The 12,892-nt window shown below is 36.0% G+C and carries 13 protein-coding genes and 1 pseudogene; 11 read left to right on the top strand and 3 right to left on the bottom strand.

Features of this window, described 5'->3' with window-relative positions:
- Positions 1-19 precede the first annotated feature (19 nt).
- On the top strand, positions 20-1,693 hold the full coding sequence (gene ilvD, locus B5P42_RS25780; protein WP_113735538.1) for a dihydroxy-acid dehydratase: 1,674 nt from the start codon (positions 20-22) through the stop codon (positions 1,691-1,693).
- 32 nt (positions 1,694-1,725) lie between these two features.
- Positions 1,726-2,988: a threonine ammonia-lyase IlvA gene (gene ilvA, locus B5P42_RS25775; RefSeq protein WP_113735537.1), complete on the top strand. Its 1,263-nt coding sequence runs from the start codon at positions 1,726-1,728 to the stop codon at positions 2,986-2,988.
- A gap of 96 nt (positions 2,989-3,084) precedes the next feature.
- Here the strand turns inward: ilvA and B5P42_RS25770 are convergent, their stop codons facing one another.
- Positions 3,085-3,312: a hypothetical protein gene (locus B5P42_RS25770; protein WP_113735536.1), complete on the bottom strand. Its 228-nt coding sequence runs from the start codon at positions 3,310-3,312 to the stop codon at positions 3,085-3,087.
- Positions 3,313-3,364: 52 nt separating this feature from the next.
- On the bottom strand, positions 3,365-4,468 hold the full coding sequence (locus tag B5P42_RS25765; protein ID WP_113735535.1) for a CapA family protein: 1,104 nt from the start codon (positions 4,466-4,468) through the stop codon (positions 3,365-3,367).
- Positions 4,469-4,681: 213 nt separating this feature from the next.
- Between B5P42_RS25765 and B5P42_RS25760 the strand changes: the two genes are divergently transcribed.
- From B5P42_RS25760 to B5P42_RS25750, 3 genes are all read left to right on the top strand, one after another.
- On the top strand, positions 4,682-5,401 hold the full coding sequence (locus B5P42_RS25760) for a DUF554 domain-containing protein (RefSeq protein ID WP_113735534.1): 720 nt from the start codon (positions 4,682-4,684) through the stop codon (positions 5,399-5,401).
- Between the two features lie 14 nt (positions 5,402-5,415).
- Positions 5,416-6,282, top strand: coding sequence for a GNAT family N-acetyltransferase (locus B5P42_RS25755; RefSeq protein ID WP_113735533.1), 867 nt, complete (start codon positions 5,416-5,418; stop codon positions 6,280-6,282).
- 116 nt (positions 6,283-6,398) lie between these two features.
- The gene (locus B5P42_RS25750; RefSeq protein WP_002165978.1) at positions 6,399-7,613 is read left to right on the top strand and encodes a multidrug efflux MFS transporter; all 1,215 of its coding nucleotides are present in this window, start codon (positions 6,399-6,401) and stop codon (positions 7,611-7,613) included.
- 55 nt (positions 7,614-7,668) lie between these two features.
- On the opposite strand, the gene B5P42_RS25745 is transcribed toward B5P42_RS25750, so the two are convergent.
- Positions 7,669-8,430 (bottom strand): DODA-type extradiol aromatic ring-opening family dioxygenase, encoded by a 762-nt coding sequence (locus B5P42_RS25745; RefSeq protein ID WP_002012144.1) that lies wholly within the window; start codon positions 8,428-8,430, stop codon positions 7,669-7,671.
- Between the two features lie 209 nt (positions 8,431-8,639).
- Here B5P42_RS25745 and B5P42_RS25740 point away from each other — a divergent pair, with 209 nt between their 5' ends.
- The 6 genes and pseudogenes from B5P42_RS25740 to B5P42_RS33560 all read left to right on the top strand — a co-directional run.
- Entirely contained in the window at positions 8,640-9,563 is a 924-nt protein-coding gene (locus tag B5P42_RS25740) for an alpha/beta fold hydrolase (protein WP_113735532.1), read from the top strand.
- Between the two features lie 56 nt (positions 9,564-9,619).
- The gene (locus tag B5P42_RS25735; RefSeq protein WP_113735531.1) at positions 9,620-10,225 is read left to right on the top strand and encodes a pentapeptide repeat-containing protein; all 606 of its coding nucleotides are present in this window, start codon (positions 9,620-9,622) and stop codon (positions 10,223-10,225) included.
- A 122-nt stretch (positions 10,226-10,347) separates the two neighbouring features.
- On the top strand, positions 10,348-10,707 hold the full coding sequence (locus tag B5P42_RS25730) for a YunG family protein (RefSeq protein ID WP_002086281.1): 360 nt from the start codon (positions 10,348-10,350) through the stop codon (positions 10,705-10,707).
- A 53-nt stretch (positions 10,708-10,760) separates the two neighbouring features.
- A complete protein-coding gene (locus tag B5P42_RS25725; protein WP_002086280.1) occupies positions 10,761-12,086 on the top strand; it encodes a bifunctional S-methyl-5'-thioadenosine deaminase/S-adenosylhomocysteine deaminase in 1,326 nt (441 codons plus the stop codon).
- A 197-nt stretch (positions 12,087-12,283) separates the two neighbouring features.
- Positions 12,284-12,556 (top strand): hypothetical protein, encoded by a 273-nt coding sequence (locus B5P42_RS32915; protein WP_113735530.1) that lies wholly within the window; start codon positions 12,284-12,286, stop codon positions 12,554-12,556.
- A 227-nt stretch (positions 12,557-12,783) separates the two neighbouring features.
- Positions 12,784-12,892: pseudogene (locus B5P42_RS33560) on the top strand (IS6 family transposase); the annotation flags it as partial.

Genomic DNA, 12,892 nt, shown 5'->3' with positions numbered 1-12,892 from the left:
TAAGAGGGGATTTGACAAGATGAGAAGTGACATGATTAAAAAAGGTTTTGATAAAGCTCCGCATCGTAGTTTATTAAAAGCAACTGGTTTGAAAGATGAGGATTTTGATAAACCGTTTATTGCGATTTGTAATTCTTTTATTGAAATTATTCCAGGGCATAAGCACTTGAACGAGTTTGGGAAACTTGTAAAAGAAGCCGTTCGTGCAGCAGGCATGGTGCCATTCGAATTCAATACAATTGGAGTAGATGATGGTATTGCGATGGGTCATATCGGTATGCGTTATTCGCTTCCGAGTCGTGAAATCATTGCAGATTCAGTAGAAACGGTTGTAAATGCACACTGGTTTGACGGAATGATTTGTATTCCAAACTGTGACAAAATTACACCAGGTATGATGATGGCTGCACTTCGAATAAACATTCCAACTGTTTTTGTTTCAGGTGGACCGATGGCCGCTGGGAAAACATCTAAAGGGGAAGTTGTCGATTTAAGTTCTGTTTTTGAAGGGGTAGGAGCCTACCAATCTGGAAAAATTTCAGAAGAAGAATTAAAGGATATTGAAGATCATGGCTGTCCATCTTGTGGTTCTTGTTCCGGTATGTTTACAGCGAACTCTATGAACTGTTTATGTGAAGTGTTAGGTTTAGCTCTTCCTGGTAACGGGAGTATTTTAGCGATTGATCCAAGACGTGAGGAGTTAATTAAACAAGCAGCAGAAAAATTAAAAATTTTAATTGAAAGAGATATTAAACCACGCGACATTGTAACAGAAGAAGCAATTGATGATGCGTTTGCACTTGATATGGCGATGGGTGGATCAACGAATACAGTATTACACACGTTAGCACTCGCACAAGAGGCGGGGTTAGATTACGATATGAACCGCATTGATGCAGTTTCAAGGCGTGTACCGCATTTATGTAAAGTAAGTCCAGCTTCTAATTGGCATATGGAAGATATCGATCGCGCAGGCGGGATTAGTGCAATTTTGAAAGAGATGAGCCGAAAAGAAGGGGTACTTCACCTTGATCGTATAACTGTTACTGGGCAAACATTAAGAGAAAACATTGCTCATGCAGAGATTCAAGATAAGGAAGTTATTCATTCTCTAGAAAATCCTCATAGTGAAGAAGGAGGATTACGTATATTAAAAGGAAACCTTGCGAAAGACGGAGCGGTTATTAAAAGCGGAGCAACAGAAGTAAAACGATTTGAAGGACCTTGTGTTATTTTTAATTCACAAGATGAGGCGCTTGCCGGTATTATGCTTGGAAAAGTTAAGAAAGGAGATGTAGTTGTTATTCGTTATGAAGGGCCAAGAGGCGGGCCAGGTATGCCGGAAATGTTAGCACCAACATCAGCAATTGCTGGTATGGGATTAGGAGCAGATGTTGCACTTTTAACTGATGGTCGCTTCTCTGGTGCTTCACGTGGTATTTCAGTAGGGCATATTTCACCAGAAGCAGCTGCTGGCGGAACGATTGCACTTCTTGAACAAGGAGATATTGTATGTATCGATGTTGAGGAACGCTTGTTAGAAGTGAGAGTTAGTGATGAGGAATTAGAGAAGCGTAAAAAAGGATGGAAACGACCAGAACCAAAAGTGAAAACTGGGTGGCTTGGACGTTATGCACAAATGGTAACATCGGCGAATACAGGTGCAGTTCTGAAAATCCCGAATTTTGATTGAGCCAATATAAAAAGAGATAAGGATGATATAAAATGGTGCAAAATGTAAAGGAGAGAGTGAAAATTGAAGATATCTTAATGGCTCATAATTGCATGAAAGATATCGTTATTAAAACACCGTTACAACGAGATTCAGTTTTATCTGAGAAATATGAATGTGACGTATATGTTAAGCGAGAAGATTTACAAGTTATTCGTTCTTTCAAAATTCGTGGTGCGTATAATTTAATTCAAAGTTTACCGAAAGAAAAGTTACAAAATGGTGTTGTTTGTGCAAGTGCTGGTAATCATGCACAAGGAGTTGCTTATACGTGTAATTTATTGAAGATTCCGTCAAAAATTTTCATGCCGACAACGACACCTAAGCAAAAAGTATCACAAGTTGAATTTTTCGGTGGTGATTTCGCAGACATTGTATTAGTTGGTGATACATTTGATAGTTCTTTCCAAGAGGCGCAGCGCTATTGTGTAGACAATAGGATGACATTTGTACATCCGTTTGATGATCCGTATGTCGTTGCTGGTCAAGGAACAGTCGCTGTTGAAATTATGCATGATATGGAGAAACCAGTTGATTATATATTTACAGCAATTGGCGGTGGTGGATTAGCATCTGGTATTGGTACATATGTAAAGGGGGTTAGTCCTACTACAAAGGTAATCGGTGTAGAACCGATGGGAGCTGCATCTATGAAAGAAGCTTTTCTTCAAAATGAAAATGTTGCATTAAAAAAGATTGATAGTTTTGTTGATGGAGCAGCTGTTAAGAAGGTAGGAAAGTTAACTTTTGAAACATGTAAAGATGTAATTGATGACATAGTTTTAGTACCAGAGGGAAAGGTTTGTACGACGATTTTAGAACTGTATAAGAAAAATGCAATTGTAGCAGAGCCAGCTGGTGCGCTTTCTATTGCGGCACTTGATCTATACAGAGATGAAATAAAGGGAAAAACAGTTGTATGCACGTTAAGTGGTGGAAATAATGATATTGATAGAATGCAAGAAATGAAAGAACGATCCCTTATTCATGAAGGATTAAAGCACTATTTCATCATTGAATTTCCGCAACGTTCAGGAGCACTACGAGAGTTTCTTGATAAAGGATTAGGACCGGAAGATGATATTACTCGCTTTGAGTATATTAAGAAACATAATAAAGAAAATGGTCCAGCTTTAGTGGGGGTAGAATTAAAGCATAAGGAAGACTATGAAGCTTTAATTACTCGTTTTCAAGAAAATAACATTCAATTCGTGGAGCTTAATAAAAATCCTGTGCTGTTTGATTTACTTATTTAATAAAAGAAAAGAGTTAACATACAATTCTACTTGAAATAAAAAAGATAGATACAGGAGGGAAATCCTGCTTGTTCTATCTTTTTTATTCTTTGAAAGTTAAACGAAATACGCTCCATATTCAAGAAGGATAAAGCTAGTTAACCAAAAAAGTATTGCAATACGAATGATTACATACATTGTAAATTCAAAGGGAGTAAGTTTGCTCTCTCGCTTTATTTTTCTTAGAAGTCTAACAGAAAAAAATGAACATAAAAGCAGGATCGCTATAGATATTTTATACACGTTTTCTAACAGACTTATATTTTCTAATAAGTTTTTCAGCATATTCATCACCTATCCCGTAATGTATGTTACAGAGAAATGAATTTCGTGCTGTTTAGTTGCGTTTGTTTATTATTTTCCCAGTATCATCAATTTCTACATCAGTTGAAACCGTTTGTAAATATTGCAGTGCTTTTTTCTTTTCTTCTTCATTTACAGGAGAAACTTGGTTGTTGCGAATGATGTAAGGATTGAATGACATTTGGACATCCTTACCTTTAAAGGTTAAAGTTAATACGCCTGTTTCGGCACTCTTTCCATTTACATAATTCGGGAATAAAAAGTTTCCTAACGAGTATGCGATAGGAACTTTATTGTAATACTCAAATCCTTGTAACCAATGCGGGTGACTTCCAACGATTGCATCAGCACCCGCCTCTACCATTTTCGGAACATATTGTTCCTGGTATTCTATTGGACGATTAGATTTTTCGACGCCCCAATGCATATAGACGATTACATAATCAGCATCTTTCTTTTGCTCTTGAATCGTTTTTGTTACAAGATCTAGGTCATATCCGTTTGCAACGCCGGGTTTATTGTCACCAGCTACCCAATTAAAGTTGGGCATAAAGCGTACGAAGGAAAGAAATTTAAACTTTTTTCCTTTTACAGTTAGTTCACGAGCAGTATAAGCATCTTCAGCATTTTTTCCCGCTCCAGTGTAAGGTAGTTTTAATTTTTCGACGTGAGAAATGGTGTCTAGTAGTCCATCTTGCCCATAATCAAGCGTATGGTTATTGCCAACGTTCACGATGTCATATCCGGTGTTTTTAATGGCTTGTAGTGTGGATGGATCACTTTTAATCCAAAATTGTTGCCCAGGTACTTTTTTTTCTCTCGTTGTAAATGCTGACTCTAAATTAACAAAAGAAATATCAGCTTTCGTTATTTCTTCTTTTACGTGTTGGAATGGATAATCAGCCCCATTTTTTTCGATTACGGGACGTAATTGCCAATCGAACATTGTATCACCAGAGAAGGTGAGTGTGATTTCAGGGTCTTCGGTTTTCTTTTCGCTTTTTGAAGCTGTTTTACTAGATTTGTTTTGCATATCAGGTTTGTCTTTCGCTTTTGAAATAAAAGAGTAGTTGATTAATAAAACAATTGGTGTAATGAAAAAGGCTATTAACAGAAATCGTTTTAGTAAAGTTTTCATAAATACCTTCCCTTTTGAGTTTATCCCGCAATTAGATTAACAATGAATCTACTAAAGGCAATCGGTCTTTGTATAGTTACAAAAAAATAGCGGGTTATGTAGTGAAAAACGTTTGTTAATATTCACAATATTACGTTAACATATAGGTAACCTGTAAATCAATGTATAAACCAAAATATAGAAATAAAGAATTCGAAGGGTGAAGAATGAGAAATGGTTATATTAGGAGCAGTTGTAAATGGGATTTGTATTATATTTGGTACTTTACTTGGTAAATTATTTAGTGCGATTCCAGAAAGTATGAAAGGAACAATTATGCATGCAATTGGTTTAGCGGTTACTGTACTTGGACTTCAAATGGCATTAAAAAATGAAAATTTTCTTGTTGTCATACTAAGTTTAGTTATTGGTACGGTAATCGGAGAATGGCTACAATTAGAAGAAAGGTTAAAACTGTTAGGGGATTGGCTAGAAAATAAAGTTGGATCGAAAGGGAAAGGGAGCATATCAGAAGGCTTTGTAACAGCCACGCTTATTTTTGCAATCGGAGCGATGGGGATACTTGGTGCATTGGACAGTGGGATTCGCGGAAATCATGATATTTTATTTACAAAGGCGATTATCGATGGATTCATTTCTATTATATTAACGACAACTCTAGGAATTGGCGTAGTATTTTCAGCGATTCCAGTGATTTTATATGAGGGAGGTATTGCAGTTTTTGCAACACAAATTAATAGTTTTGTTCCAAAAGAATTAATGAATCAATTTATAGTGGAAATGACGGCTACTGGCGGTATTATGATATTCGCAATCGGATTAAACTTACTTGGATTTATTAAAATTAAAGTGGCAAATTTACTTCCAGGCATATTAATGGTTGGAGTAATTGTTTCTATTATATACGGTTATGGTTTGATAATAAGTCATTAGGGGAAGGGATATAGATGATGGAATTCCAATTTACAAAACGTGCATATAAAATATTGGAGATTGCAGCAGAAGAGGCTGAGTGTAGTAAAGGTATTATCCATCCAGTTCATCTATTTATAGGAGCTTGTAAGGAAGGTACTGGAGTTTGCGCGGAGTTACATATGTATTTATTTCACACGGTGGGTATGGGTTTTTTAGCAAAGATATCGTTACTCCAACAATATTATGCAAATGAAATAGAATACATAAATGTTGGGGAGTTTAAAGTTTCAAATAAGACGATAGAAGTTTTACAAGTAGCGAAGAAACGGATGGAACGTTTTCAGCAAATAGTAATAAATGAAGGGCATGTTTTATATGCAATTTTTCAAGGGGATACAGTTATTGATAAGGTTATAAGTGAAAAGATGAAAAAAGATCTGTTGCAAATTACATCTGAACCAAGAGACTTGACGGTTGCATTAACAATATTTGATCCTATTTGTAATAGTTTAAGCTGTAATATTAGAAAAGCGATCTCTTCTGATTTTGAAAAGTTGGCACGTTTTGTTAAGGATGAATTTGGTGAGCGTTGGTTAAAATCTTTAGATTATGGATTTCGGACATATAAAGAAGAGTTACCTATATTTATTGCTGAACAAGGAGGAGAAATCATTGGTTTCGCTTGTTATGATGTTGTGAGAGGAAAGAAAGGGTTGTTTGGCCCGATGGGTACAGCGAAACATAATCGTGTGAACGGTGTTGGGAAGACGTTATTGAATCATTGTTTATATAACATGAAGAAAAGCGGATATGAGTATGCAATTATAGGACAAGCAGGTCCGATTGAGTTTTACGAGCGATGCTGTAATGCACGTTTAATACCCATAGGAGATAATTAACTCTATCCCTTTGCAAAGAATGCAAAGGGATAGAGTTTTATTATGTATAAAGCAAATTACTAAACTTTTTCCAGGAAACGGTGTAGAATGGGTATCTAATGAAAGAAGGTGTGAAAATGGCCAGCTGGAAACGAAATTTAATGATTTGTTGGCTAGGTTGTTTTACCACTGCAGCCGGTATGAGTTTAGTAATTCCTTTTTTATCTTTTTATATTGAGGAATTAGGGGTGACCGGCACTGCTAGTATTGCACAGTGGTCGGGACTTGCATTTGGTGTAACATTTTTAATGGGTGCGATTGTATCACCGATATGGGGAAAGCTCGGTGATATACATGGACGGAAATTGATGCTTATACGTGCTAGCCTTGGTATGGCGATAATTATGACGCTTATGGGGTTTGTGACAGATGTGTATCAATTAGTCGCACTTCGATTTTTAATGGGATCGGTATCAGGTTTCCTTTCTACAGCGATGACACTTATTGCTGCAGAAACTCCGCAAGAACATTCAGGTTGGGCAATTTCTACAATTTCAACTGGAGGCGTGAGCGGTTCATTACTTGGGCCGATACTCGGAGGTTATTTGTCAGAGTTAATTGGAATGCGCCATGTTTTTCTAGTTACAGGAGCTTTCTTATTCCTTTCCTTTCTTATCGTCTTTTTCTTCTTACATGAGGAGAAACATTCTGCTAAAGAAAAAAAGGCACAGCCGAAGAAAGTATGGACGATGGTCCCTGCAAAACATTTAATAATAAGTTTATTTGTAGCAACGTTTATTATTCAGCTTGCAAATATGTCGATTCAACCTATTATTACGTTGTACGTAAAGCATTTGGCAGGACCAGGAACAGATCATATTGAAATGCTTGCAGGTGCAGTCATGTCTGCGACAGGATTAGCAGTAATTTTAGCAGCTCCTAAGCTAGGAAGATTATCAGATCATATTGGACCTCAAAAAACGTTAGTTGTAGCGTTGTTTGCTGCAGGAATTATTTTTATTCCGCAAGCATTTGTAACCTCAGCTTGGCAACTATTAATTCTTCGCTTTTTATTAGGTATTGCACAAGCAGGATTATTACCTTCCGTACAAACTCTACTAAAACAACATACGCCAACCCATGTAACGGGACGAATATTTGGATATAATCAATCGTTTCAGTTTTTAGGAAATATGATTGGGCCAGTACTTGGTGGACAAATTGCAGCTCATGCAGGCTTCCAATATGTTTTCTTCTCTACATCATCACTATTATTTATTGCGTGCATTTGGGTTTATTTTCATAGTAAGAACGAAGAGGTATCAGAGAAACGACATTTGGAAGTTAGTTAACTATGTGAATGAAAAACAGAAAAAGGATGAAGCAATATTGCTTCATCCTTTTTCATTAAAATTGAAGGCAAAGATAACTTAATGTACCAAGCTCGTAGCTACGGTGAATGACCGTACCGTCGTTCTCACCACTACCCATCGCGATAAATAGAGGAACAAAATGTTCCGCTCTTGGTACAGCTAATTGTGCATGAGGAGCATTTCTTTCCCAGTTAAACAATGCATCTTTATCGCTAGTATGCATATGATTTATAATCCAATCATCAAATTCAATCGCCCATTGTTCCGGAGTTGTTTCATTCCATTTTAATGCTCGTAAATTATGAACAGTAACTCCGCTGCCGATTACTAAAATATCTTCTTGTCCAAGTCCTTTTAGTGCTTCTCCAATTTCAAATTGTTCTTTTGCAGGAAGGAATGGATTTACTGATATTTGTACGACAGGAATATTGGCTTCTGGGTACATACGATGCAGGAGTGTCCATGAGCCATGATCTAAACCTCTCGTCATATTATGATGGACTGGAATGCCTTTGTTTTTAAATTTTGTTTCTAGCATAGACGCAATGCTAGAAGAGCCTTTCGCATGATATTTGATTTCGTATAACTCAGGAGGAAAACCTCCAAAGTCATAAATTGTTTCATATACTTCATCTGAAGAGGAGATCGTTAATACTTCACTTTCCCAGTGAGCGGTAAAAATAACAATAGCTTTCGGTTTATATGTTTCTCCAAGTGTCTTTAAAAAGCGTGTATAGTCTGTATCTTGAATAGCAAGCATAGGTGATCCATGTGCTAAAAATAGTGAGGGCATCATGATTAAAACCTCCTAAAAATATATTGATTACTTTATGTAAGTAACTATATAATTTTATTTTAAATTCGTCAAGATAATAGTTTAATATGTAATCGGAAAAATAGATCATTTGTCATAATGAAAGCAATTGCATATAATACATAATAAGAATAATGAATGTTTATTCATTATAAAAAAAGATATACATAATAGATTTGGAGGCTGTCGGAATGAGCATACAGGAAAATTTCGTTACGGCATTGGATAAATCGGAAATTTACTTGCGTAAATGGTTACCAGAAGGAAATCCGCGGGGAATTGTTCAAATTGCACATGGTATGACAGAACATGCAGGTGTTTATACAGAATTTATTGATGCTTTATTAGAAGCAGGATATGGTGTTTATGCTCATGATCATAAAGGGCATGGAAAAACAGTGAAAAGGGAAGAAGACTATGGTCATTTTGAACCAAATGTAGGTTGGAATCAGGCTGTGTCTGATGTTATCTTTGTTTCGGAAATGATAAAAGAAGAGCAGACATGCCCGTTATTTTTACTTGGACATAGTATGGGTTCTTTTTTATCAAGACGTGCTGTACAACTTAAAGGTGAATTATATGATGGATTCCTTATTTCAGGAACTGGTGGAAATCCAGGGCTTTTAGGAAGTATCGGTCATAAAGTAGCGACAATTGAGATGAAACTTCGCGGAAAGAAAACGAAAAGTCCGATGCTGAACTTCTTATCTTTCGGAAACTTCAACTCACACTTTAAGCCAAATCGCACGAAATTTGATTGGTTATCTTCAGATATTCATCAAGTTGATAAGTATATTGCGGATCCGTTATGTGGATTCATTTGCACGACTAGTTTTTACCGAGAATTGTTTCATGGAGTTCTAGAAGTAAATAAAATAGAAGAATACAAGAAGACACCAAAAAATCTTCCAATACATATATTCTCTGGTGATTGTGATCCTGTTGGGGATATGGGGAAAGGTGTAAAAGAAGTATACGAAAACTATAAAAAATGTGGTGTGAAAGATGTAACACTTCGTTTATATGAAAATGGTAGACATGAAATGTTCCATGAAGTGAATAGAGAAGATGTATTTCAAGATTTGATTTCATGGTTAGATGAGCATATTGTATAAGAAGAAACCTCACTTCATGCTGAAGTGAGGTTTTTTGAAAAATTGGAGGATTGATTATGAGTGAATTTGTAAATAAAGAATATGTAGAAATAGATTTTCAAGATGTCTGGATAAAAGACGAGGAATTGAAAAATTGTACCTTCACAAAATGCCGTTTTAGAGGGATAGATGCATCAGAAGTTTTTACTAAAAATTGTAATTTCATAGAATGTGATTTTACTGGTACTCTTTTTAATGCTTCTATCCATCAAGGAACTACGTTTGCTAATTGTAGGTTTTTTGGTGCGAATTTATTTGTATCTAAGTTTGAAGAATGTAAAATGACTGGTTCGGATTTCGAAGAGGCGAATTTAGACGGAATAACAATTATATCAGGCGATTGGTCATATACGAATTTAAGGTTTGCGAACTTAAGTAAACAAATGTTAAAGGGTATTCGTTTAATTGAAGCTGACCTATATGAATGTAATTTAGAAAAAGCAGATTTGCGTGAAGCGGATTTAACGGGCGCACAATTAGGTAAGGTGAAACTTAGTGGGGCGGATTTAAGAGGAGCTGTAGTTGATAGAGTTGATTTTAAAGCTTTTGATTTAAAAAACGTGAAATTAGATATAGCGCAGGCGGTTGCAGTTGCGAGATGTTATGGAGCAAAGGTGAATTAAATCATTTGTAACACCGTTCAATATATTGAACGGTGTTACAAATAGTAATAATTTTTAAAAATTGCCTTTTACCGCTTTTATAATATGATGTGTGAAATTGCTAATGTCAGGAGATGCTGAATATGGATAGCATAAAGATTAAACAACTATATGAAGCATTAAGAAAATCTTGGTCAATAGAAACGAGTTCTAAGTGGACTAGCGAAAGCCCAGCAAAGGGACAATGTGGTGTAACGGCCCTTATTGTCCAAGAATTGTGCGGGGGAGAGATAATAAAGACGAAGATAGGTGAAGTATGGCATTTCTACAATAAAGTAGATGGGAAAAGGTATGATTTTACTAGGACCCAATTTCATGAAACATTAAACTATATGGACATGAAGTCGAGCCGTGAAGAAGCATTTGCAGATACAAATGAAAAACAATATAGCATTTTGAAGGAAAAGACAACGAAAGAATTAAAATTATCTTTTGACTCTTAATCTTCAATAAGTTACTATAATGGTGGTAACTAATTAAAGGGAACTTCATAGAGTTGAAAGGGGAAATACTTTTGAAAACAACTTATGTAAACGCTACAATTGCAACGATGAATGAACAAAATGAAGTGATAGAAAATGGATATATCATTGTAGAAAATGATCAAATTATAGATATAAATAGCGGAGAATTCGCTAACGATTTTGAAGTAGATGAAGTAATTGACATGAAAGGAAAGTGGGTTTTACCAGGGCTTGTCAATACACATACACATGTTGTTATGAGCCTTTTGAGAGGTATCGGAGATGATATGTTATTGCAGCCATGGCTTGAGACGAGAATTTGGCCACTTGAAAGTCAGTTTACGCCAGAGCTTGCGGTCGCTAGCACGGAATTAGGATTACTTGAAATGGTGAAAAGTGGTACAACATCATTCTCTGATATGTTTAATCCTATTGGAGTAGACCAAGATGCAATTATGGAAACGGTATCAAGGAGTGGAATGCGTGCTGCTGTTTCAAGAACTTTATTTAGCTTCGGAACGAAAGACGATGAAAAGAAAGCAATTGAAGAAGCTGAGAAATATGTGAAGCGTTACTATAACGAAAGTGGTATGTTAACTACGATGGTTGCACCGCATAGTCCATATACATGTTCCACAGAACTGTTAGAAGAGTGTGCTCGTATTGCAGTAGAAAATCAAACGATGGTTCATATTCATCTTTCTGAAACAGAGCGTGAAGTACGTGATATTGAAGCACAGTATGGGAAGCGTCCAGTAGAATATGCAGCAAGTTGCGGATTGTTTAAACGCCCAACAGTTATTGCGCACGGTGTAGTATTAAATGAAAATGAGCGTGCATTTTTAGCAGAACATGATGTTCGAGTAGCTCATAACCCAAATAGTAATTTAAAACTAGGTTCTGGTATAGCGAATGTAAAAGCGATGCTAGAAGCAGGAATAAAAGTAGGAATTGCAACAGATAGTGTGGCGTCTAACAACAATTTAGATATGTTTGAAGAAATGCGCATTGCAACATTATTACAAAAAGGTATTCATCAAGATGCAACAGCGTTACCAGTTGAAACAGCTCTTACACTTGCGACTAAAGGAGCTGCTGAAGTAATCGGGATGAAACAAACGGGCTCACTTGAGGTTGGAAAGTGTGCTGATTTTATTACGATTGACCCATCTAATAAGCCGCATTTACAACCGGCAGATGAAGTGTTATCACATCTTGTGTATGCAGCTAGTGGAAAAGATATAAGCGATGTAATTATTAATGGTAAACGTGTCGTTTGGAATGGTGAATGTAAAACGTTAGATGAAGAGCGTATTATATTTGAAGCAAGTCGTTATAAACGAGGTTTACAAAGATAGGTAATTTCAGGCTGTGGAGAAAGTCTTCTCCACAGCCTATTTTTTTGCCTTTCCCTTTTTTTCGTCAGTGTTGACACATAAAAAGAAGTTGTTTCGTGGTTGTAATGAAAATGGGCAAAGAATAGGTATAAGTACCCCCCTTTTTTATATTACGTGGTAAATTAATCGAAATGAGGTTAATTAAGGAGAATGAGGAAATGATGATTTTTGCTCCGATTGGATTGGGTGTATTAGTAGGTGCAATTGTAATATTGTTAACTGTTTTTTTTAGAAAACAGACAGATTCTAGAGTAATAAAAAATGTTCCAGGTATTGTAGTGGCATTTGCTGCATTGTATCTGTTTTATAAAGGTTTTTTTGAAGTGAGAGGGTTTGAAGGTGCAGCTTATGGTGTTATCTCCATAACGCTAATTATATTTTCCTTAATTTCAATAATAATAGTGAATAAGGGGAAAGGCGCACAACAGTAAAGGTAAAACATACTATGTCACTGCTAATCAAGCATATGTATATGTGAGATAAGAACAATAAAAGCAGAATCCTGAAAAAGTTCTGCCTTTATTGTTTGTAATGGATTTACAGTATCTAGTGGAAATCCTATTACTGGTTCTGGTGCAAAAACTATTAGATTTATGTAACTAATCTCTGAAACTTAGACATACTGATACTACTAATCTAAAGAAGGTGCGTGATTGGTATGGAAAAGGAAAATGTATTCAAATGGAAGCATTATCAACCAGACATCATCTTGTTAACGGTAAGATGGTACCTACGGTACAACCTTAGTTTTCGTGATTTGGTGGAAA

This window comes from Bacillus sp. SRB_331 (genome assembly GCF_003264175.1).
Classification (GTDB): domain Bacteria; phylum Bacillota; class Bacilli; order Bacillales; family Bacillaceae_G; genus Bacillus_A; species Bacillus_A mycoides.
Note: the sequence above shows the minus strand (reverse complement) of the source record. Positions and strands in the feature narration are given on the sequence as shown.